Genomic DNA, 22,224 nt, shown 5'->3' on the forward strand with positions numbered 1-22,224 from the left:
CATGGCCGTGACCGGCGTTTCCGCAAACCGACTCGAACTGCTCCAGATCGCCCAGGCGGTGGCCCAGGAGAAGAATATCGACAAGGAGATCGTCATCGAGGCGATCGAAGAGGCCATCCAGAAGGGCGCCAAGTCGCGCTATGGCGCCCATCACGACATCCGCGCCGCCCTGGACCCCAAGACCGGCGAGCTGGCCCTGACGCGTCACGTCACCATCGTCGAGGACGACTGGCAGCCCGAGGACGAGCTGGAAGAGTTCAATGACTCGGCCATGGTGCGCCTCAAGGATGCGCTCAAGCGCGACCCCGAGGCCGTGGTCGGCAAGGAATATATCGAGGAGCTGCCGCCGTTCGAATTCGGCCGCGTCCAGACCCAGATGGCCCGACAGGTCGTCACCGGTAAGGTGCGCGAGGCCGAGCGCGCCAACCAGTATGAAGAGTTCAAGGATCGCGTCGGCGAGATCGTCAACGGCACCGTCAAGCGCGTCGAATACGGCAATACCGTCGTCGATCTGGGTCGGGGCGAGGGCATCATGCGCCGCAATGACTCGATCCCGCGCGAGCTGTTCAACATCGGCGACCGCATCCGCACCTACATCTATGACGTCCGGCCCGAGGCCAAGGGCCCGCAGGTCATGCTGTCACGCGCCCATCCCGGCTTCATGGCCAAGCTGTTCGCCCAGGAAGTGCCCGAGGTCTATGACGGCGTGATCGAGATCCGCGCCGCCGCCCGCGACGCCGGTTCGCGCGCCAAGATGGCCGTCCTGTCCAACGACTCCTCCATCGACCCCGTCGGCGCCTGCGTCGGCATGCGCGGCTCGCGCGTGCAGGCGGTCGTCGCCGAGCTGCAGGGTGAAAAGATCGACATCATCCAGTGGAACCCGGACGAGCCGACCTTCATCGTCAACGCCCTGGCCCCGGCCGAAGTGTCCAAGGTCGTGCTGGACGAAGAGGCCGACCGCGTCGAGGTGGTGGTGCCCGACGAACAGCTGTCGCTGGCCATCGGCCGTCGCGGCCAGAACGTGCGCCTCGCCTCGCAGCTGACCGGCTGGCAGATCGACATCATCACCGAGACCCAGGACTCCGAGCGTCGCCAGCGCGAGTTCGCCGAGCGCACCACCCTGTTCCAGGAAGCCCTGGACGTGGACGAGGTCATCGCCCAGCTGCTGGTCACCGAAGGCTTTGCCACGGTCGAGGATCTGGCCTTCGTCGAGCCCTATGAAATCTCGGATATTGAAGGCTTCGACGAGGAAACCGCCGAGGAACTGCAGGCCCGCGCCCGCGATTTTCTCGACAAGCAGGCTCAGGCCCTGGATGCCCGCCGCAAGGAGCTGGGCGTCGAGGACGGCGTGCTGGAGGTTCCCGGCGTGACCCTGCCGATGGCGGTGGCGCTGGGCGAGAATGGCGTGAAGACGGTCGAGGATCTGGCCGATCTGGCCACGGACGAAATCCGCGGCGGCTACGAGATGAAGAACGGCGAGCGGGTCAAGGTGCCCGGCGTGCTGGAAAGCTTCAGCCTGGCCCAGGAAGACGCCGAAATGCTGATCCTGCAGGCCCGTGTGGCCGCCGGCTGGATCGATGCCTCGGAACTGCCGCAGCCCGAGCCCGAGCCCGAATATGAGGCCGAAGAGGGCGAGGACGGCGAGGAGTCCTACGACGCCGATACCGTCTTTGCCGGGTCGAACACCGACGACGAAACGGTAGAGGAAGGCGAGGGTGAGATCCTCGACGCCCTCGACGCCGACCTCGACGACCGCGACGCGTGATGGGAGACCGGACCGTCCATGGGGCTCGCCGAAGCACAGGCTGAACGGGAACGCCGCGATCTGGTCACGCGCCAGGTCATGGACGAGTCTGCCCTGATCCGCTTCGTCGTGGGCCCGGACGGTCAGGTCGTGCCCGATCTGGCGCGCAAGCTGCCGGGCCGTGGCCTGTGGGTGGCCGCCGACCGCGCCTCGATCACAGCGGCCGGCAAGGGCCTGTTCTCACGGGCCGCCAAGGCCCCGGTCCAGGCCTCTCCCGAGCTGGCCGATCAGGTTGAAAGCCTGCTTGTCCGGCGCTGTCTGGAACAACTGGGGCTTGCCCGACGCGAAGGCGTGCTTATCTCCGGCTTCGAGAAATCGGCCGCTGCGATCAAGGGCGGCCGGGCCGCCTGGCTGGTCGAGGCCGCCGATGGCGCGCGCGACGGACGCCAGCGTCTGATGGCCCTCATGCGACACACGCCTCGCCCCGTGGGCCTGTGCGGTGCATTCGGGGCGGAAGAATTGAGTTTGGCCCTGGGGCTGGAAAATGCGATACACAGCGTGCTGCTTGCAGGCGGACGCGCGGATCGCTGGGCCCTTGAGGTCAACAGATTGGCGGGTTTTCGTCCGCTTCATCCGCGGGAGTGGGATCGGGCCGGGCCCGGCCACACCTCCGGGGACGGACCGAACGACCCTTGTGACGATGGGCTCCCTGGTGGGCCCGGGCAGGCTGTGGACGGGCAGGGTTCCGACTCCTGAAAGGGAGGCGGGGCGCGCTCGCCCTTTTGTGTTTGATACGTGGCGTCGGGATTGTCCCGGCGTCCAGACGAAGCGACCGGATGACCGACGAGAACGACAAGACCCAGGACGGCAAGACGACCGAGACCTCCAGCGCCACAGGCACAGGCAATGCGAGCTCGGGCGCCGCGACCCCGCAAACGGGACCGCGCGCACCGCTGAGCCTGAAGCCGCGCGCGACGGGCTCCGTCTCGACCGGTACGGTCCGCCAGAGCTTCAGCCACGGCCGCACCAAGACGGTCGTGGTCGAGACCAAGCGTCGCGCCGGTGCGCCGGTCCAGCCGCGCACCCAGGGCTTCGACGTGGCCGGTCGCCGGCCCGCCGCCGCGCCCGTGCGTGCCGATGCACCTGCGCCGCGCCCGACCGATGCCGGTGGCCTGTCGTCCGAGGAACAGGAAGCCCGCCGCCGCGCCATCGAGGCCGCCCAGGCCGAACGCGCCGCCCGCGAAAAAGCTGAAGCCGCCGAGCGTGCCAAGCGCGACGAGGCCACGCGCAAGCTGGCCGAGACCGCCCAGAGCGAGGCCGCTGCCGCCAAGGCCGCAGCCGAAGCCGCTCGCGCCGAAGCCGCCAAGCTGAACGCCGCTGCGCCCAAGCCCGCCGCGAAAGCCGCGCCTGCCAAGGCCGACGCTCCGGCCAAGGCTGAGCCGGTTGCCGAAAAGCCGACGCCCCCCCCGGCACCGGCACCGGCCGCGCCGGAGGCCCCGGCCCGTCCGGCCCGTCCGGCGGTCAATTTCGGCCAGCGCGTGCCCAAGCCCGGCCAGCCGCGCCGCGAAACGCCCGAGCGTCCCGCCTTTGGGGGTCGTTCAGCGCGTGAAGTGGCCCTCAGCGGTCCGCCCGGTGGCGCCGCCGGTCGCCCGCGCGTGCCCAGCGAGCCCGTTCGTTATTCCGCCAATGCCCCGCGCCCCGCGCCGGGTGCAGCCCCTGGTGGACGTGGAGCCCCCGCAGGTCGGGGTGCGCCTGCCGCCGCCCCGGCGACGCCCGAGGTTTCGCGTCCCGCCCGCACCGCCGGTGGTTTTGCCGGCCGCGCCGGTCGTCCCGAGGATGACCGGGATCGCCGTTTCTCGGACGCCGGTCCGGGCAAGGCCATCAGCCGCACGCGCGGTGAACCCAAGCGTCGCGAAGGCCGTCTGACCATTCAGGCCCTGGCCGGTGGGGACGAGGACGCCGCCGAACGGATCCGCTCGCTTGCCTCGGTCCGCCGGGCCCGCGAACGCGAGAAGGAAAAGCGCAAGGGCGGCACGTCCGAAGTACCGAACCGTCCGCGTGAAGTGGTCATCCCCGATGTCATCACCGTCGGCGATCTGGCCAACCGCATGGCCGTGCGCGGCGTCGACATCGTCAAATTCCTGATGCGTCAGGGCATGATGATGAAGATCAACGATGTGATCGATTCCGACACCGCCGAACTGGTGGCCGACGAATACGGCATGACCGTCCGGCGCGTGTCCGAGTCCGACGTCGAAACCGGCTTCCTGGCCGAGGCCGATGACGCCGACGCCACCACGCCGCGCTTCCCGGTCGTGGCCGTCATGGGTCACGTCGACCACGGCAAGACCAGCCTGCTGGATGCCCTGCGCACCACCGATGTGGCGACGGGCGAGGCCGGTGGCATCACCCAGCACATCGGCGCCTATCAGGTTCGCCTGAAAGACGACCAGCGCGTCACCTTCCTCGACACGCCGGGCCACGCGGCCTTCTCGGCCATGCGGGCGCGCGGTGCCAATGTCACCGACATCGTCATCCTGGTGGTAGCGGCGGACGACGGCGTCATGCCCCAGACGATCGAGGCCATCCAGCACGCCAAGGCGGCCGGAGCTCCCCTGATCGTGGCGATCAACAAGGTCGACAAGCCGGGTGCCAATCCGCAGAAGGTCATCAACGAGCTTCTGCAGCACGAGGTCATCGCCGAAAATCTGGGCGGCGACACCCAGATGATCGAGGTCTCGGCCAAGGAACGCACCAATCTCGAAGCTCTGCTGGAGGCCGTTCTGGTCCAGGCAGAGGTCATGGACCTGCGCGCCAACCCCGACCGTTCGGCCGAGGGTGTGGTCATCGAGTCCAAGCTGGACAAGGGCCGTGGCCCGGTCGGCACCGTACTGGTCAAGCGCGGCACCCTGCGTCGCGGCGACATCGTCGTGGCCGGTTCGGCCTGGGGCAAGGTTCGCGCCCTGCTGGACGAACGCAATGCCCAGCTGGACGAGGCCGGCCCCTCGGTTCCGGTCGAGATCCTCGGCCTGGACGAGCCGCCCTCTCCCGGTGAGGTGTTCGCCGTGGTGGAAACCGAGGCCCGCGCCCGCGAGCTGACCGACTTCCGCGAGCGCAAGCAGCGTGAAAAGGCCACCGCCGCAAACCCGGTGTCGCTGGCCGACATGATGGCCAAGCTGGGCTCGCAGAAGATCAGCGAACTGCCCGTCGTCATCAAGGCTGACGTTCAGGGGTCCACCGAAGCCATCGCCGGATCGCTGCAGGCCATGGGCAATGACGAGGTCCGCGCCCGGGTCGTGTTCCAGGGCGCCGGCGGTATCACCGAGAGCGACGTCAACCTGGCCAAGACCGCCGGAGCCCCCATCCTGGGCTTCAACGTCCGGGCCTCGAAGCAGGCGCGGGATCTGGCCGATCGGGAAGGCGTGGAGATCCGCTACTATTCGATCATCTACGACCTGCTTGACGACATGAAGGGCGTGCTGTCCGGCATGCTGGCCCCGATCCAGCGTGAAACCTGGCTGGGCAATGCCAAGGTGCTGCAGGTGTTCGACATCTCCAAGATCGGCAAGATCGCCGGTTGCCGGGTGGCCGAAGGCGTGGTCCGCAAGGGCGCCCGCGTCCGCATCATCCGCGACGATATCGTGGTGCTGGAACTGGGCACGCTCAACACGCTCAAACGCTTCAAGGATGAGGTCAATGAAGTGCCCTCGGGCCAGGAATGCGGCATGCAGTTCCAGGGCTTCCAGGACATCAAGGAAGGCGACCTCATCGAGTGCTTCACCGTCGAGGAGATCAAGCGCGAACTGTAATCGCGCCCGATCGCTCGCTGCTACCGGAGACCGGTCATGAAACGTCTTGCCACAGGCCTTCTGTTGCTCGCCTTCATGGTCGGTCCGGCGGCGGCGGAAACCCGCTTCTGGGCCTATGACGCCGCCGACCGCGTTACCCAGGCCCTGACGCAGGGCATCACCATCGAGATCCGTCGCAACTTCTTCGGCGCTGTCAGCGTCCAGCGGTTGTTCTCGACCACGGCACGCGGCTCGGCCGAGATCCGCCGGGGCGGTCCCCGTGAGACGCGGGCCGCCCTGCCGGCCGGGGTTCGGGCCAATGACGTCTATGGCATCGTCAAGGAAGGCGACGGGCGGGGTCTGGTCCGGGCGCTGTGCCCCGGTGCCGATGATGCCTGGCTGCTGACAGGCCGCATTCGTCAGGGCGACCCCATCACCCTGCACGCCGTGGGTCGCTGGACCGACGGCACCTATCGCCACTGCGTGACGCTCAGCTACACCTATCGCGGCGAATGGACCCTGCCCGAGGGCGCCGCGCCGCAGCCTGACGAAACCTCGCCCTCGGCGCGATAAGGCTTTCGAACCGTCATGGATCGCTGATAGCGTGAATCCATGTGCCCCGACCCGTCCCGCCAGAGCGCCCGATGAGACGCCTCCTCGACCTGTTCGGGGTGCTGGTTCTGGTGCTGCTGCTCTCGGCCTTTGACGAGCGCAGCGCCGAACAGACCGTCACCCGCGCCCGCGCCGAACTGGCCGACGTCTGGACGCGCGTCTCATCCCCCGCCGCGCCGGCCCCGGACCTGCCGACACGGGTTGCGGATCACGCCCTTCACGGGCCGTTCGCCGCTTCCGAATCCACGCCCTGGCCCCTGATGCATGCTGACGGGGCGCAGCTTGAGATCACCGGCCTTGGCGTACTTAAGACCCGCCCACACCGGATCGCCACCGGGTCAGAGCCACCCTTTGCCGCGGCGGGTCTCGCGCCCGGCCAGCAGGTCGAGCTTCGCGAGATCACCGACCTTGAGCCTTCTGCCGGGAGCCAGCCGCTGTGTGCTGAATACCCGGCCCGCTATCTGGCGCTGGCGGCACAAGGCCAGACCCTGCGCCTGCTGGCCTTTGCCGACCGGCCCGAGGGTGACGCCCGGGCTTGCGCCGATCTCGCCTTCCGTATTCCCTGAGCGGCGGACATTGCGGAGATGAGCATGGGCGGGGCATTCCGCTTCCTGATGGCAGGACTGGTCGGGGTGATCTTGGGCCTTGTCAGCTGGTCTGAGTCCGGGCCCAGCCTGTCGCACGGCGGTCCGGACGCGGTGCCGGTGCGGGTCGACAGCAACGGCTTTCACACCGATCTGGTCCTGGACCGCGCGCCCCTGATCGCGCGGGGCGGACCGCTGGCCGATCTGGTCGCGGACCTTGGCCCCGGCGGTGCGGTGCGGATCGGCTGGGGTGATGCGCGCTTCTATGTCGACCAGAGCCCGGTCACGTCGCGCTTGCCCGACGGGGTCCGGGCCCTGTTCGCGCCGGACAACCCCTCGGTCGTCATGCTGAGCCCCCTCGACCGGCTGACCCCGGTCCGGAATACCGACCGGCAGGTGCAACTGCGCCTGTCGCCCGACGCCTTTGAGGCCCTGGCGGCCCGGATCGAGGCCTCGCTGGACCTTCAGGGCGGCGCCCCCCGGCTCAGCGCGACGGGCCCCGACGGTCGCACCCGCTTCTACGCCTCGACCGAGACCTTCTGGATCGGCCGGATGTGCAATCGCTGGACCGCCGAGGTGCTGGAAGCGGCCGGCCTGACCGTCCATCCAGGGCGGACGGTCGTCGCGGGCGCCGTGCTGGCCGATGCCCGGTCTGCCGCCACGCTGGACAGGGACGGTCGGGACGACTAAACCGCGCCCCCTTGTGATCCGGTCCCTTGCCGGTCCCTGCTGATCGAGGAAGACCCCGCCATGAGCCGACGCAAACCCGGCGCCACGGCCGGCTACGGCGCCAGCCAGCGCCAGCTGCGCGCCTCGGAATTGATCCGCCACGCCCTCGTCGAGGTCATGCGCGAGAACGAGATCCGCGACCCGGCCCTGATCGGTGTGTCGATCACCGTCACCGAGGTGCGGCTGTCGCCGGACCTGAAACACGCCACCTGTTTCGTCGAGCCGCTGGGCGCCGGGGTCGATACGACCGACGTCGGTGGTCAGGTCGACGAGATCGTCAAGGCGCTGAACGCCCATTCCAAATTCCTCCGCGGCGCCCTGGGCCGGCACATCGACATGCGCTTCACCCCCGACCTGCGCTTCCGTCACGACGTCAGCTTCGAGGCCGCCGAGCGGCTGAACCGGCTGCTGGACGACCCGCGGGTCCAGGCGGATGTGAAGCCCCACGGGGACGAGGGCGAGGACGCCTGATGGCCCGCCGCAAGCGCGGTCAGGCCGTGCATGGCTGGGTCTGTCTCGACAAGCCGCTGGAGCTGGGCTCGACCGAGGCCGTGTCGATCGTCCGCCGCCTGTTCGATGCACAAAAGGCCGGTCACGCCGGCACGCTCGACCCCCTGGCCACCGGCATCCTGCCCATTGCCCTGGGCGAGGCGACCAAGACCGTGCCCTTCATGATGGACGCGGAAAAAGTCTATCGCTTCACCGTCACCTGGGGGGTGTCGACCGACAGCGTCGACGCCGAGGGCAGCGAGATTGCCCGCTCGGACGTCCGCCCCTCGCGGGAGGCGGTCGAGGCCGCCCTGCCCTCCTTTGTCGGCGAGATCGAACAGGTGCCGCCGCGCTTTTCCGCCATCAAGGTCGATGGCCAGCGCGCCTATGACCTGGCCCGCGACGGCGCCGAGTTCGAGCTGAAGTCCCGCCCCGTGACCATCCATGAGGCCGTGATTACCGCCTCGGACGCCGACCGGGTCGAGATCCGGGTGCGGACCGGCAAGGGCGTCTATATCCGCTCGCTGGCGCGCGATCTGGCGGTCATGTTGGGGGCCGAGGGGCATGTTACCGCCCTCCGGCGCGAGCAGGTGGGGCCGTTTTCGACCGAAAACGCGGTCACGCTGGATATTCTTCGCGAAATGGTGCATAGGGGCGCCGCCTCGGAAGGTCTTCTTCCGGTCGCGACCGCTCTGGACGACATCCCGGATCTGGCCGTGACCGCGACGGATGCTTTCTCGCTTCGGCAGGGACGGCCGATCCTTCTGCTTCCCCGACAGATCGAAACCCTGAAAGCCCGGCTCTCGCCTGGCTCGCGGACCGTTTCGGCCTTCGAGGACGGAACCCTGGTCGCCCTCTGTCAGATGCGGGCCGGTCGACTCGAACCCGACCGCGTATTCAATCTCCAATAAGGAGTTCTACGATGTCGATTACGCCTCAACGCAAGGCCGAAGTCATCACTGAAAACGCTCGCGGCGTTGCCGATACCGGTTCCGCCGAAGTGCAGGTCGCCATCCTGACCGAACGGATCGCCAACCTGACCGAGCACTTCAAGACCCACAAGAAGGACAACCACTCGCGCCGCGGCCTGCTCAAGCTGGTCTCGCAACGCCGGGGCCTTCTGGACCACCTCAAGACCGTCGATGAAGGCCGCTATGCCGCCCTCATCGAAAAACTGGGCCTGCGTCGCTAAGGCCAGGTGACGGGAGGGGCCGCCTTCGGGGGGCCCTTTCTCTTATCCGCCGCAGGGCGGACCGGAGGCAGCATGCCTCCACGACGCGAGGGCCACGCCGGTCCTCTTCCAACCCGCCCGGATGCGACGGCGTATCCGGGTTCCTGGGCCCGAAGGACTGAGACAAGCCCTGACTGTCCGCCCCCATCGGCAATCCGGCCATGGGATTCGAAAGAAAAAATATGTTCGATATCAAACGTAAGACCATTGAGTGGGCCGGTCGCCCGCTGACGCTGGAAACGGGCCGCATCGCCCGTCAGGCGGACGGCGCGGTTCTGGCCACCTATGGCGAGACCGTGGTTCTGGCCACCGTCGTGTACGGCCGCGCGCCCAAGCCCGGCCTCGATTTCTTCCCCCTGACGGTCAACTATCAGGAAAAGACCTTTGCCGCAGGCCGCATCCCCGGTGGCTACTTCAAGCGTGAAGGCCGTCCGACCGAAAAGGAAACCCTGGTTTCCCGCCTGATCGACCGTCCGATCCGCCCCCTGTTCGTCAAGGGCTTCAAGAACGAGACCCAGGTGGTCGTCACCGTCCTGCAGCACGATCTGGAGAATGATCCGGACGTGGTCGGCATGGTCGCGGCCTCTGCCGCCCTGACCATCTCCGGCGTGCCCTTCATGGGCCCGATCGGTGGCGCGCGCGTCGGCTACATCAACGGCGAGCTGGTCCTGAACCCGACCCTCGACCAGATGCCGGAGTCCGACCTCGACCTGTTCGTGGCCGGTACCCAGGACGCCCTGATGATGGTCGAGTCCGAGGCCAAGGAACTGTCGGAAGACATCTTCCTCGACGCCCTGATGTTCGCCCACCGCGGCATGCAGCCGGTGATCGATGCCATCATCGACCTGGCCGAACACGCCGCCAAGGAGCCGTTCGACTTCACGCCCGAGGATCACTCGGATGTCGTCGCCTCGATCAAGAAACTGGTCGGCAACGACATCAAGGCCGCCTACACCCACAAGGCCAAGCACGCCCGCCACGAAGCGGTCGGTGCCGCCAAGAAGAAGGCCGCCGAGGCCCTCCTCAAGACCGAGGAGAACCCGGACGGCGTCGACTCGGGCGCCTTTGGTGCCGCCTTCAAGACCTGCGAAGCCGAAGTTCTGCGTCGCGACATCATCGACAACAGCAACCGCGTCGATGGCCGCGCCCTCGACAAGGTCCGCGACATCGTCTCGGAAGTCGGCGTCTTCCCGCGCACCCACGGTTCGGCCCTGTTCACCCGGGGTGAGACCCAGGCCATTGTCGTCGCCACGCTCGGCACCGGCGAGGACGAGCAGTACATCGACGCCCTGACCGGGACGTACAAGGAGAAGTTCCTCCTGCACTACAACTTCCCCCCCTATTCGGTCGGGGAAACGGGCCGCATGGGCGGCGCCGGTCGTCGCGAAATCGGCCACGGCAAGCTGGCCTGGCGCGCCATTCGCCCGATGCTGCCGTCGGCGGAAGAATTCCCCTACACCATCCGTCTGGTCTCCGAGATCACCGAGTCCAACGGCTCGTCCTCGATGGCCACGGTCTGCGGTTCGTCGCTGGCCCTGATGGATGCCGGTGTGCCGCTCAAGAAGCCGGTCTCGGGCATCGCCATGGGCCTGATCCTCGAGCCCTCGGGCGAGTTCGCCATCCTGTCCGACATCCTGGGTGACGAAGATCACCTCGGCGACATGGACTTCAAGGTGGCCGGCACCCGTGACGGCATCACCAGCCTGCAGATGGACATCAAGGTCGCCGGTATCACCGAGGAGATCATGAAGAAGGCCATCGCCCAGGCGTCGGCCGGTCGTCTGCACATCCTCGATGAAATGGACAAGGCCATCGACGGCGCCCGTTCGGAACTGGGCGAATACGCGCCCAAGATCGAATCCATCAAGGTTCCGGTCGACAAGATCCGCGACATCATCGGCACCGGCGGCAAGATCATCCGCGAAATCGTCGAAAAGACCGGCGCCAAGGTCAACATCGAGGACGACGGCACCGTCAAGATCGCCGCCTCGGACCAGGAAAAGATCGACGCCGCCAAGAACTGGATCTCGTCGATCGTGTCCGAGCCCGAGCCCGGCACCATCTACTCCGGCAAGGTCGTGAAGGTCGTCGACTTCGGCGCCTTCGTGAACTTCTTCGGCGCCAAGGACGGCCTGGTCCACGTGTCCCAGATCGCACTGGAACGCGTCGCCAACCCGGCCGACGTCCTGTCGGAAGGCCAGGAGGTCAAGGTCAAATTCCTCGGCTTCGACGATCGCGGCAAGACCAAGCTGTCGATGAAGGTCGTCGATCAGGAAACCGGTGAGGACATCACCGACAAGATCAACGCCGACCGCGCTGAACGCGGCGAGCCGCCGCTGTCGGACGACACGGGCGGTCGTCCCAAGCGTGAAGGTGGCGGTGATCGCGACCGCAGCCGCGGCCGTCGTCGCGACTGATCGGTGATCAATGACTGAGGAAGAGGCCCCGTCGGAAACGCCGGGGCCTTTTTCTTGGGCGCTCTGGCTCTGACGCGTCGTCAACGGATGCGGGCGACGCGGCCTATCGATCCGGCCGATTGAACCGGACAGCGGGCTCGCGGCACCTTATCTTTCCGAGAGCGGGAGTGTTCCTTCATGTCGGCGGATCGCATCGACAAGGCCCGGTTGTTCGAGGCCTATCTGGTCGCCGCCGCGCGAACCGGGGATGCGGCGGCGCGGGCCCGGCTGGTTGCGGCGTGGCAGCCGCGGCTGATCGGTCATGCCTGGCGGTTGACGGGCGATATGGAGATGGCCCGCGAGGCGGTGCAGGACGGCTGGGTCGAGATTCTGAAGGGCCTTCCGGCCCTGCGGGACGAGATGGCCTTTCCGGCCTGGGCGCTGATGATCATCACCCGGCGGTGCCGGCGGCTGGGCGGGCGGCGGGGTCGGGATCGGGCGCGGGAGACCGGGATGGACGATGAGATGCCGCTGGTGGCCTCTGAGGACGAGACCGGGCCCGATGTGCTGGTCCGGCAGCATATGCGGCGGGCGATTGATGCCCTGCCGCCGGACCAGAGGGCGGCGCTGGCCCTCGTCTACCTGCACGAGCTGAGCGTGGCCGAGGCGGCGCTGGCCCTTGATGCCCCCGAGGGCACGATCAAGACGCGACTGATGCATGCGCGGCGTAAGCTGCGCGACCACCTGACCCTTCAAGGAGTGACCCCATGACCGACGATATCGACACCCTGATCGCCAACACCCTCAAGGATGAGGACCGCGCCCTGCTGGCCCGGGCCGGGGCCGAACCCGGCTATTTCAGGCAGATCGGCGAGGTGTTCACCGGACCGACCGGCTGGCCCACCATGGTTCTGGTGGTCGCCCAGACGGTGATGTTCATCGCCGGCGTCTGGGCCGCCTGGAAGTTCTTTCACGCAACCGAGGCGCTGGAGGCCCTGCGCTGGGGCCTGCCGTCGGCGGTGCTGATCCTGGGGTCGCTGGTGGTGAAGCTGTCGGTCTGGCCGGCCATCCACGCCAACCGGATGATTCATGCGCTCAGGAGGCTGGAACTGCAGCTGGCGCTGCGGCGGCAGGACTGATCCCGATCAGCCCCGGGCCCTCACGCGGCGAAAAATGTCGGCGGCGGTCTCCGGCCCCAGCTCATAGTTGAGGGTCTGGCGCGCCTTGCCGTCCGGACCCATCAGCCAGATGGCGAGGGAGTGGTTCATCGTATAGGCCTCGCCCTCGCCGGACCTGCTGTAGAAGACGTCATAGGCATCGGCGGCGGCGGCCACCTGTTCCGGGGTGCCGGTCAGGCCGATGACGCCCTCGGGAAAGCCGTCGGACGACAGATAGTCCTTCAGCGCCTGCGGCGTGTCGCGGGCCGGATCGACCGAGACGAAGATCATCTGCAGATACTCACCCTCGGGCCCCAGTTCGGTCTTCAGCGCCTGAAGGAAGGCCAGGGTGGTGGGGCAGTAATCCGGGCAGTAGGTGAAGCCGAAGAAGACCAGACTCCATTTGCCGTCCAGCAGGGTCTGGTCAACGGTTGCGCCGTCCTGGTTGACCAGGGTGAAGGGGCCACCGGCGGTCGGTTGGCCCTCGACGCCGGCCTCGATCGCCTGACCGGCGGTACCCCCGCGCGTCTCGCCCCGGCCCTGCACGACGATCAGGGTCACCAGCGCCAGAGCGGCGGCGATACCGATGCAGGCGGCGGAAAAGATGACCACGGATTTGCGGGGCATGAGGTGCTCCTGAACGGTTGCGGCGTCGGGACGTCTCGCCCCGGGTCTCGGCCCGGGTCTATAGAGGGGATGTGGAGACGTTTGAAGCGGATAAAGGGCCGCATGGCCCGGGGCTGAAAGGCTGGCGCAACCTGCCCCGGCGGAGCCGTGGCCTGTCGCTGAGGACGCTGATCATCCTGCGCTGGATGGCCATTGCCGGTCAGAGCGCCACCATTGTCGTGGCCACCGCCGGCTTTCATTTCGACCTGCCGCTGTGGTCGTGCCTGACGGTGATCGCCGCCAGTGTGGTCATGAATCTGCACGCCACGCGCCGGTTAAAGCGGCCCGATCCGCCATTGGCGGACGGCGGGCTGACGGCGGCCCATCTGGGGTTCGACATCCTGCAGCTGACCCTGCTGCTGGGACTGACCGGCGGGCTGCAGAACCCGTTCTGCCTGCTGCTGGTGGCGCCGGTGACGGTGGCGGCGGCCTCCCTGCCCGGGCGTCAGGCGCTGGCGCTGGGCTTTCTGGTGCTGCTGGCGACGGTGGGGCTGTTCTTCTGGGCCATGCCCCTGCCCTGGCAGGCCGGGACCGAGCTGGCCCTGCCGGCGCTCTACCGGTTCGGGATCGGGCTGGCGCTGGTGACCGGGGTGGTCTTCACCGCCGCCTATGCCTGGCGGGTGGCCGCCGATGCCGAAAAGCTGGAACTGGCGCTGACGACCACCCAGGATGTGCTGCAGCGCGAACAGCGGCTGGCCGCGCTGGGGGGACTGGCCGCCGCCGCCGCTCATGAACTGGGCACACCGCTGGCCACCATCCAGATCGTGGCCAAGGAGTTGAAGCGGGCCTTTCCGGCAGATGCCGCCGCCGCCGAGGATGCGGCCCTGATCCTGGAACAGGCCGAGCGCTGCCGGCTGATCCTGCAGCGGCTGTCGCAACGGCCCGAGGATGGGGATGCGCTTTACGACGACATCGCGCTGAAGGCCCTGCTGGAAGAAGTAGCGGCCCCGCACAAGGGCTTTGACCTGGAGTTCGAGATTACGGTGCGGGTGGCGGATGGATCCGCTGCGCCGCGCATCCGCCGGATGCCCGAGGTGATCCACGGCCTGTCGACCCTGGTCGAGAACGCCGCCGATTTTGCCACCGGACAGGTGCGGCTGGTGGCCTCGGTCGATGCGGGCTGGATCGAGATCGAGATCGCCGACGACGGGCCGGGCTTTTCGCCCGACATCCTTCCCCGGCTGGGCGAGCCCTATGTCACCAGCCGGCCGCAGGGCAAGGCGCGCCGGGCGCTGGCCGCCCAGATCGCCGCCGCCGCAGTGCCCCGTGCCGCCCGCCGGGCCGGTCGGGGCAAGGCACTGGCCCCGACGGAAACCGTCTCGCCCAGCCAGGGGGGAATGGGGCTGGGTTTCTTCATCGCTCGCACCCTGCTGGAGCGGACCGGCGGCAAGGTGACGGTCGGGGCAGGCAGTGGAGCCAAAGGACGGTTGCGCGGCGCCCGCGTTGCGGTGCGCTGGCCCCGGCAGGCGCTGGAGCCGGGCCAAGTGTCGCAGGGCGCGCCTGCATCTTGACGGCGGGCGGTCCCGTAACGACGTGATCGACATTGGAGACAGATGATGACCGACACCGACCCCCGTATCACCCGGCTGGACGATCGCTCGCTGCTGGTGCTGGATGACGACAATGCGCTGAGGACCCGGCTGGGGCGTGCGCTGGAATCGCGGGGCTTTGAAGTGACCACGGCGGCCTCGATCGCCGAGGCCCAGACCGCACTGGGCGAGCGCGTGCCCGCCTTTGCCGTGCTGGACATGCGGCTGGAGGACGGCAATGGCCTGAAGATCGTCGAGGCCATCCGAGAGCGTCGCGACGATGCCCGGATCATCATGCTGACCGGCTATGGCGCCATCGCTACGGCCGTCGCGGCAGTCAAGGCCGGGGCGGTCGACTATCTGCAGAAGCCCGCCGATGCCGACGATGTGGTCAAGGCCCTGCTGGCGACCGGCGATGCCCCCGAGCCGCCCGACAATCCGATGAGCGCCGACCGGGTGCGCTGGGAGCATATCCAGCGCGTCTATGAGCTGTGCGACCACAATGTCTCGGAGACGGCCCGGCGGCTGGGCATGCACCGGCGGACCCTGCAGCGCATCCTGGCCAAGCGCGCGCCGCGCTAGAAGGGTCTGCGGAAGGCCGCAAGACGGGCGAAGGCGATGGTCAGGGCCTTGCGGCGCGCCGGGGCCAGCGGCTGGGGCCCGGAATCGCGCAGGATGGCCCCGCCGAAATCGTCGGCCACGATCAGACCGACCTCGTCCGGCAGGACGGTGTGCGGAAAGCCGGTCGAGACCGCGAAATAAAACCGGTCGCAAAAGGGGGCATAGTCGCCCCATTTCCGGTCGCAGCGGTAGTCCTCAAGGCTGGACTTGACCTCGCAGATCACGATCTCGCCGCGCGGACCCAGCGCCATGACGTCGGCGCGGCGTCCGTTGGGCAGGGCCACCTCGACGAGCGGCGCATGGCCGAGGTCCACCATCAGCCGGGCCACCCCCCGGGTGATGCGGCGGGTGGTCTCGGGCCGGGGACCGTCGACGGGCGACAGGCTGAGCGTGAGAAGCGGGGTGGCGGACATGCCGCCACTATGTTCCGCCTATGTTCCGCATTCAAGCGGGGCGTTTACCGGCCCGTGTGCACGGTGCGGCTGGTGTTGAAGCCCAGCTGGCCGGCGCGGGCGACGAGGCGGCTGCGCTCGGCGGCCGACGGATTGGCACTGCGGTGCCAGATCCACCAGTTGGACTTGTCCGGCAGGCCCATGATGGCCCAGCTGTAGTCCGGGGCGTGATCCCAGACCCAGTAGTTCTGACCCGCCAGACCGCCGAAGCTGAGCAGGCCGGTCAGGGTGAAACGGAACTTCGCATTGGTCGCCGTGTCGGTGACGCGGGCATTGGCGCGCAGGACCTCGACCTCGCCGTCCGCCGTGCGGGTGCAGGCGACCGACAGGGAATAGCGGCCGGCGCGGGACTGCGGCGTGAAGTCGATCTGGGCGCGGCTGCAGTCCTTTTGCACGTTGTTGGGATTGCGCACGACCTCGAACCAGCGGCCGTCGAAACGGTCGAGATTGACATTGGTGGCCTGGGCCAGGACGGGGGTCGACAGGGCCATGGCGGCGACCGCGATGGGGGCGGCGATCAGGCGGGACAGATGCATCCGGTGCTCCTTGGGCGGTGAAATCGGTCCGAGCAGTTACGCGCCGGATCCCGATTCGGTTGCTTCCTTAGCCCTGAGCGCGGGCCGCCCACTGTTCGCGGGTCTGGCCCCAGCGATCGACAACGGCATCCTGATAGGGCTCGGGGAGGCGTGTCCGTCCCTGATTATAAGATCCCAGCCGCTCGGCCAGCATGCAGGAGGCCCGGTTGTCCGGGTCGATCGTGTGAATGACCTCGGTCCAGCCCAGAATGTCGAAGGCATAGTCCATCGTGGCGGTGGCGGCCTCAAGCGCATAGCCCTTGCTCTGCGCATCCGGGTGCAGTGACCAGCCGACCTCGGGGCCCGGCCAGCCTTCAGGGTACCAGGGGCCGATCCGGCCCAGCCACTGGCCGGTATTTCGCTCGATCACCGAGAACATGGCCACCCCGGTCAACGCCCAGGCCCCGGCCATGCTGATCATGCCGCGCCAGGCGACGGCGCGCGGCTGGACCCCGCCGATGTACCGGGCCGCCTCTTCATCGGCCATCATCTCGGCCCAGCGAGGAAAGTCAGACAGGGCGGTCGGGCGCAGGATCAGGCGCGCGGTTTCGATCCACGGGCCGGGGGCGACGTCGTCCGTATCGGCGGGGGTCAAAGCGGATACTCCTGTTCAAGGCTGTAGGTGCCGCCATTCGGGCCGGTGACACTGGAATAGAGGCCGAAATGGTCCAGCCGGAAGGGGGGCGATTGCAACAGGTTATGGCCCTGTATCCAGGCCGCCAGCCGGTCATCGCGCACAGTCGGCTTCAGATAGGCCAGGGTCACATGCGGATGATAGGTTCGGCGCGGGGGATCGAGCCCCGCCCGACGGCCCGCCGCCTCGCAGCGCGCGGCGAGCGCCGTCAGGCGGTCGTCGGGAGCAACGCCGGCCCAAAGGGTCCGCGACCTGTGCCCGTCGCCAAAGGCGCCGACGCCCGCCAGCGACAGGCTGAGCGGGCCGCGCCCGGCCGCCCGGACCAGCTCGCCGTCCAGATCATCGGCCTGACGAAGCATCATTTCGCCGTAAAAGCTGAGGGTGATGTGCAGGGCTTCCGGCGGGCGCCAGGCGGCGCCGGGCAGGCCGGTCTGGCGCCGGACCAGCGTGTCGGCGATGTCAGGCGGCACAGCGAGGGCGGTGAACAGGCGGACCATGCGACCCTTGGTAGCGGGCGGCGCCCCGCACTCCAAGTCCGGTTTCCCTTGCGTGACGGGGCCGGGCTGACGATATTGATCCCAAACGCGGTGACTGTGCCGCACGACCCGTGGGAGACACGCTCGAATGAACGAATTCCGGAACCCTGCGCGCCCCCTGCCGCGAACCGCCGACATGGCGATGGACGCGGGCCTGCGCGCCTTCATGCTGGGGGTCTATAACAAGCTGGCGCTCGGCCTCGTGGTGGCCGGGGCGCTGGCCTATCTGACCGGCAACGTGCCCGAGGTTGGCCAGTATCTGTTCACGCAAGGCGCCGACGGCCGCGTCAGCCTGACCATGCTGGGCATGATCGTGCAGTTTTCGCCGCTGGTGATGCTGTTCGGCTCGATGTTCTTCATGAAGAACCCGACGGCGGGCGGGGTAAACCTGCTGTACTGGGCCGTGGTCGCGACCATCGGCGCGGGCATGGGTGTGCTGTTCTTCATCTACACCTCCGGCTCGATCGCCTCGACCTTCTTCATCACGGCCGCCGCCTTCGGTGCGCTGAGCCTGTTCGGCTATACGACCAAGAAGGACCTGTCGGGTCTGGGCACCTTCCTGATCATGGGCGTCATCGGTCTGGTGATCGCCATGGTGGTCAATATGTTCCTGGGCAACGGCATGCTGGCGCTGATCATCAGTGTGGTCGGCGTGCTGATCTTCTCGGCCCTGATCGCCTATGACACCCAGCGGCTGAAGATGACCTACTATGCCTTGGGCGGTGACCAGGCGGCGATGGCCGTGGCCACCGGCTTTGGCGCGCTGAGCCTGTTCATCAACTTCGTGAACCTGTTCCAGTTCCTGCTGGCCCTGTTCGGCGGTCGCGAATAGGAATTTTGAGTAGCGCTACGTTCGCGTCGCGGACGCTCACTGCTTGAGCGCGAGAACTTCCGAGGCCCCGGTGGAAACGCCGGGGCCTTTTTCGTGGGGTCCGTTTCATGGGGGTCAGTCGACCACCTGAAACCGGCGAGCATCGAAGACACGCAGGACCTGGGCCAGGTCGCGCCCGCGTTTCAGCACCTGACCGCCCTGACCGATCACGGCCCACTGCCCCTGTCGGCTCTGGAGGGCCGGGCGCTTCTCGACTCGATAGAGGGGCGCATCGCCCGAGCGGGCATAGACGGCGAACTCGGCCACATCGGCCCCGCCCACCAGGCTGTAGTCGCGCCAGTCACCTGACGCGACCAGACGCCCATAGACCCGCAGCAGCTGGTCCAGCTCACGACGCTCGAAGAAGACCGGTCCCTTTGCGGCGACGGGCCCAGAACTGTCGTGTGACGCACTGCTCATGGGGGAATCCTAACGCGCCCCGCGACAAAGGCCAGAGGGGCCAGGATCACCCCTGCGCGACCCGGAAACCATGACTATGGGAAAAAATGACGAGGTCACGAAAACGCCCCCATTTGGTCCTTCGCCCGCCGCCTTGCAGAGAGAGAAAGACCCATCGGCCCGCTGGAGCCCGGAGCGATCCTGGATCCTGAACAGCCCCCCCAGCCCCCCGGGTTCCTCCCCCCAAGGGTTTCAGTGGGCCGACGCTTCCTCCAAGCGAGCATCGCCCGTTCCGGCCATCCCCCTCCCCCCCAGGCCGGGACGGGCGTTTGCGTTGGCGGGGGCCGTAACCCGGTCCCCGCCAGCCTTACCCCACCAGAAAATCAGGGATTGAGCGTCAGGTCGACGGTCTCACCCGCGCGATACACGCGCAGCCGGATCGGGCGCCGATCGGTACCCAGAGCCGTGGCCAGGGCCTGAAGGCTGGAGGCGTCGCGGCCATTGACCGACACGACCAGATCGCCCGCCACCAGACCGGCGACGGCCGTCGGTGTGCCGCCCTCGACCACCTCGACCACCAGGCGATGATCCTGACCGCCACGTTCGCCCGTGCGGGCCTCGCGGAAGCCGGCGCCATAGGCCGTCAGGGCCTCACGCCCCAGCGCAATGCCCCCAGCCTCGGACATTTCGACGACCACAGTGGTGCGCTGTTCGACGCCGTCGCGCAGATAGACGACTTCCAGCTGGCTACCCGGAGCGGCGACACCGACGGTGGCGAGCACGGAGCCGGCATTGGCCACGGGACGCGACTGGACCCGGACGATCACATCATCGGGGCGCAGGCCCGCCGCCTCGGCAGGTGAGCCGGGGGCGACATCGCGCACCACAGCGCCGCGCACGATGTTCAGACCGAGGTCGCGGGCCGAGGTCGCGTTGAGCGAGCTGAGCAGGGCGCCCGTGCTGCCACGACGGACCTGACCGTTCTCGCGGATCTGCCCGACGACGTAGAGCATGATGCGGGTCGGCACGGCGAAGGCAATGCCGTCATTGCCGCCCCCGCCGCCTGACAGGATAGAGGTGTTGATGCCGATCAGCCGTCCCCGGCTGTCGAGCAGCGGCCCCCCGGAATTGCCCGAGTTCACGGCGGCGTCCGTCTGGATATAGTCCTCGACCGCATCGCCGAGGCCCGAGCGGTTGAGGCCCGAGATGACGCCCATGGTCAGGGTCTGGTCGAGGCCCAGGGGATAGCCGACGGCAAAGGCCAGATCGCCGGTGCGCAGGGTGTCGGAATCCGCCACCTCGACCTGGGCAAGGCCCGTGCCCTCGATCCGCAGCACGGCGATGTCGGTGGCCTTGTCCGTGCCGATCAGGACCGCATCGAAGAGGCGACCGTCGGCCAGGTCGACGGTGAATTTCGACCCGCCCTCGATCACATGGTTGTTGGTGACGATGATGCCTTGACCGGCATCGATGATCACACCCGATCCGGTCGAGACGGGCTGGGCCTCGGTATCCTCGGAACGAGGGCCGCTGGACTGGCCCAGGGTGGTCACCTGAACGACCGCAGGCAGGGTGCGCTCTAGCCCCTCGGCGAAGCTGAAGACGCCTCGGGCCTCGTCATAGGGCAGGGGCGTGGCCTGGGCCCAGGCGGCCGCCGGGACGCTGGCCATGCCGGTGACCAGCACGGCTGCGACCGACAGTTTCAGCAGGACAGACCGACGCATCGCATTCCCCTTATCCATTCGCCCCTCCGTCTTAGCGCGAGAAACGCGCCGTGACGATGGCCCCCGGCACGGCATCATCGATCGTCAGGACGCCGCCGTGGCGGCGCACCACGGCGCGCACAAACGGCAGCCCCATGCCGTGGCTTTCGATGCCGTTGGGGGCTGGGTCTTCTTCGGCTGCGTTCTCGACCGCACCCCGGGCCCGCGCGGGATCCATGCCGGGACCCTGATCGGCGATGGAGACCTCGACCCCGGTGGCGGTCGGGTTCGCCCGCAGCGTCACGACGCCGCCCTCAGGCGAGAACTTCACGGCATTGTCGACCAGATTGGTCAGGGCCCGCTGTAGCAGGGTCCGGACGCCGAGCACCGAGGCCGGCTCGACCTCGACCACCAGACGCACGCCCTTTGTGTCGGCCAGCGGCTCGTAGAGCTCTGCCGTCGCCGTCACCAGCTCGTCCAGTTGCACCCGTTCGAACACCCAGGCCGAACCGTCCCTGAGCGCCAGCGTCTCGTTCATGGCCCGGGTCAAATGCCGGAGGTCGTCGCCGGCGAGGCGGGCCAGCCGGGCGCGCTCCTCGGGCGTGTCGGCTTCCTCCAGTCTTTCCAGTCGCGCGGTGGCCCGGGCCAGGGGGGTGCGGAAATCATGGGCCAGCTGGTCCGAGGAATCGCGCAGCCAGCCCAGCAACTCTTCCAGCCGGTCGAGGGTGGCGTTGACCCGGACGCTGAGCGGGCGAAGCTCGGGCGCGATGTCATCGACCGGCGGGCGGCGCGAGAAATCGCCCATGGCCGCCCGGTCCAGCGAGGCGCTGACCTCGCCCAGGGCCAGACCCAGCCGGTGCCGGGCAAAGACCGCCGCCATCAGGCCCGAGATCAGGATCAGCAGGCCGCTGAGGCCGACGATCAGGACCGCCCGGCCCCAGGCCTCGCCCGAGCGGTCGACGACGCGACCGACAATGATCTCGAGCGCGCCCGCCTGGCGCTTGACCACCACCACCTCGACATCGCGGCGGGGGCAGAGAGTGCCGGCCGGCAGGCCCGCGACATAGACGTCGTCGCCCAGACTATTCAGGCGGCGGGTTTTCGCGTCCTCCAGCGCGGCCAGACCGGCGGGCTTGCCGCTGGGAGCCCGGATAAAACGCACCCCGGCCCCGCCGCGCCCGGTGCGGCAGACCTCTTCCAGCGTGCGGTCTTCCTGGACCGGACCGGACTGGAAGGCGGTCAGCCAGGCCGAGAAATAGGCCGCGTCGGCCTCGGTCACCTGATCGGCCCCCACCCAGGCCTGGACCCCCAGCTTGTCGACCATGGCGGCATAGTCGGCGAGCGCCACAAGGGCTGCCTTCTGGCGCTGATCCGCGCGCACGGCCTGACCCGTGATGACCACCGAGCCGGACAGGGCCAGCGCCGCCAGCACGGCCACGGCGACCGACATCTGGGCCGAGGTTCGCCCCGACAGCCACCCGCGCAGGCCGGACAGGGGGCCGGTCACG

23 protein-coding genes are annotated in these 22,224 nt (G+C 68.2%); 15 read left to right on the top strand and 8 right to left on the bottom strand.

The window, feature by feature from the left end:
- Position 1: 1 nt before the first annotated feature.
- From nusA to EG854_RS13230, 12 genes are all read left to right on the top strand, one after another.
- A complete protein-coding gene (gene nusA, locus EG854_RS10905) occupies positions 2 to 1,765 on the top strand; it encodes a transcription termination factor NusA (RefSeq protein ID WP_123288154.1) in 1,764 nt (587 codons plus the stop codon).
- Positions 1,766 to 1,783: 18 nt separating this feature from the next.
- Positions 1,784 to 2,500: an RNA-binding protein gene (locus EG854_RS10910; RefSeq protein WP_123288155.1), complete on the top strand. Its 717-nt coding sequence runs from the start codon at positions 1,784 to 1,786 to the stop codon at positions 2,498 to 2,500.
- An 80-nt stretch (positions 2,501 to 2,580) separates the two neighbouring features.
- On the top strand, positions 2,581 to 5,553 hold the full coding sequence (gene infB, locus EG854_RS10915) for a translation initiation factor IF-2 (protein WP_123288156.1): 2,973 nt from the start codon (positions 2,581 to 2,583) through the stop codon (positions 5,551 to 5,553).
- Positions 5,554 to 5,589: 36 nt separating this feature from the next.
- The gene (locus EG854_RS10920; RefSeq protein WP_123288157.1) at positions 5,590 to 6,105 is read left to right on the top strand and encodes a hypothetical protein; all 516 of its coding nucleotides are present in this window, start codon (positions 5,590 to 5,592) and stop codon (positions 6,103 to 6,105) included.
- Between the two features lie 71 nt (positions 6,106 to 6,176).
- Entirely contained in the window at positions 6,177 to 6,710 is a 534-nt protein-coding gene (locus EG854_RS10925) for a hypothetical protein (protein WP_123288158.1), read from the top strand.
- A gap of 24 nt (positions 6,711 to 6,734) precedes the next feature.
- On the top strand, positions 6,735 to 7,418 hold the full coding sequence (locus tag EG854_RS10930) for a DUF2459 domain-containing protein (protein ID WP_164462010.1): 684 nt from the start codon (positions 6,735 to 6,737) through the stop codon (positions 7,416 to 7,418).
- Positions 7,419 to 7,478: 60 nt separating this feature from the next.
- Positions 7,479 to 7,928, top strand: coding sequence for a 30S ribosome-binding factor RbfA (rbfA, locus tag EG854_RS10935; protein ID WP_123288160.1), 450 nt, complete (start codon positions 7,479 to 7,481; stop codon positions 7,926 to 7,928).
- Positions 7,928 to 8,857, top strand: coding sequence for a tRNA pseudouridine(55) synthase TruB (gene truB, locus EG854_RS10940; RefSeq protein WP_123288161.1), 930 nt, complete (start codon positions 7,928 to 7,930; stop codon positions 8,855 to 8,857). Before rbfA ends, truB begins: the two co-directional genes overlap by 1 nt.
- An 11-nt stretch (positions 8,858 to 8,868) precedes the next feature.
- Positions 8,869 to 9,138, top strand: coding sequence for a 30S ribosomal protein S15 (gene rpsO / locus EG854_RS10945; RefSeq protein WP_123288162.1), 270 nt, complete (start codon positions 8,869 to 8,871; stop codon positions 9,136 to 9,138).
- Between the two features lie 221 nt (positions 9,139 to 9,359).
- Positions 9,360 to 11,594, top strand: coding sequence for a polyribonucleotide nucleotidyltransferase (gene pnp / locus EG854_RS10950; RefSeq protein WP_123288163.1), 2,235 nt, complete (start codon positions 9,360 to 9,362; stop codon positions 11,592 to 11,594).
- 177 nt (positions 11,595 to 11,771) lie between these two features.
- A complete protein-coding gene (locus EG854_RS10955; protein ID WP_123288164.1) occupies positions 11,772 to 12,344 on the top strand; it encodes an RNA polymerase sigma factor in 573 nt (190 codons plus the stop codon).
- Entirely contained in the window at positions 12,341 to 12,712 is a 372-nt protein-coding gene (locus EG854_RS13230) for a DUF6768 family protein (RefSeq protein WP_206423402.1), read from the top strand. The genes EG854_RS10955 and EG854_RS13230 overlap by 4 nt, the downstream gene beginning before the upstream one ends.
- Before the next feature lie 6 nt (positions 12,713 to 12,718).
- Here the strand turns inward: EG854_RS13230 and EG854_RS10965 are convergent, their stop codons facing one another.
- Entirely contained in the window at positions 12,719 to 13,357 is a 639-nt protein-coding gene (locus tag EG854_RS10965; protein ID WP_123288165.1) for an SCO family protein, read from the bottom strand.
- Positions 13,358 to 13,428: 71 nt separating this feature from the next.
- Here EG854_RS10965 and EG854_RS10970 point away from each other — a divergent pair, with 71 nt between their 5' ends.
- A complete protein-coding gene (locus EG854_RS10970) occupies positions 13,429 to 14,907 on the top strand; it encodes an ActS/PrrB/RegB family redox-sensitive histidine kinase (RefSeq protein WP_241153233.1) in 1,479 nt (492 codons plus the stop codon).
- 45 nt (positions 14,908 to 14,952) lie between these two features.
- Complete coding sequence (locus EG854_RS10975; RefSeq protein WP_123288219.1) at positions 14,953 to 15,507, top strand: ActR/PrrA/RegA family redox response regulator transcription factor; 555 nt, start codon at positions 14,953 to 14,955, stop codon at positions 15,505 to 15,507.
- On the opposite strand, the gene mmcB is transcribed toward EG854_RS10975, so the two are convergent.
- The 4 genes from mmcB to thpR all read right to left on the bottom strand — a co-directional run bounded on the left by mmcB (position 15,504) and on the right by thpR (position 17,704).
- Complete coding sequence (mmcB, locus tag EG854_RS10980) at positions 15,504 to 15,959, bottom strand: DNA repair putative endonuclease MmcB (RefSeq protein WP_123288166.1); 456 nt, start codon at positions 15,957 to 15,959, stop codon at positions 15,504 to 15,506. The genes EG854_RS10975 and mmcB overlap by 4 nt on opposite strands.
- A 44-nt stretch (positions 15,960 to 16,003) precedes the next feature.
- Positions 16,004 to 16,534, bottom strand: a complete 531-nt coding sequence (locus EG854_RS10985) for a lipocalin family protein (protein ID WP_123288167.1) — start codon at positions 16,532 to 16,534, stop codon at positions 16,004 to 16,006.
- Positions 16,535 to 16,601: 67 nt separating this feature from the next.
- Positions 16,602 to 17,168, bottom strand: a complete 567-nt coding sequence (locus EG854_RS10990; RefSeq protein WP_123288168.1) for a GNAT family N-acetyltransferase — start codon at positions 17,166 to 17,168, stop codon at positions 16,602 to 16,604.
- Positions 17,165 to 17,704, bottom strand: coding sequence for an RNA 2',3'-cyclic phosphodiesterase (thpR, locus tag EG854_RS10995; protein WP_123288169.1), 540 nt, complete (start codon positions 17,702 to 17,704; stop codon positions 17,165 to 17,167). Before thpR ends, EG854_RS10990 begins: the two co-directional genes overlap by 4 nt.
- A 127-nt stretch (positions 17,705 to 17,831) precedes the next feature.
- On the opposite strand from thpR, the gene EG854_RS11000 reads away from it, so the two are divergent.
- Positions 17,832 to 18,575: a Bax inhibitor-1/YccA family protein gene (locus EG854_RS11000; RefSeq protein ID WP_123288170.1), complete on the top strand. Its 744-nt coding sequence runs from the start codon at positions 17,832 to 17,834 to the stop codon at positions 18,573 to 18,575.
- 114 nt (positions 18,576 to 18,689) lie between these two features.
- Here EG854_RS11000 and EG854_RS11005 read toward each other — a convergent pair whose 3' ends face one another.
- From EG854_RS11005 to EG854_RS11015, 3 genes are all read right to left on the bottom strand, one after another.
- A complete protein-coding gene (locus EG854_RS11005; protein ID WP_123288171.1) occupies positions 18,690 to 19,034 on the bottom strand; it encodes a DUF2794 domain-containing protein in 345 nt (114 codons plus the stop codon).
- 362 nt (positions 19,035 to 19,396) lie between these two features.
- Complete coding sequence (locus EG854_RS11010) at positions 19,397 to 20,737, bottom strand: trypsin-like peptidase domain-containing protein (protein ID WP_123288220.1); 1,341 nt, start codon at positions 20,735 to 20,737, stop codon at positions 19,397 to 19,399.
- A 31-nt stretch (positions 20,738 to 20,768) separates the two neighbouring features.
- Complete coding sequence (locus EG854_RS11015) at positions 20,769 to 22,223, bottom strand: HAMP domain-containing sensor histidine kinase (protein WP_123288172.1); 1,455 nt, start codon at positions 22,221 to 22,223, stop codon at positions 20,769 to 20,771.
- Position 22,224 lies beyond the last annotated feature (1 nt).

Source organism: Brevundimonas halotolerans, from assembly GCF_003730275.1.
In the GTDB taxonomy this organism is placed as follows: Bacteria; Pseudomonadota; Alphaproteobacteria; order Caulobacterales; family Caulobacteraceae; genus Brevundimonas; species Brevundimonas halotolerans.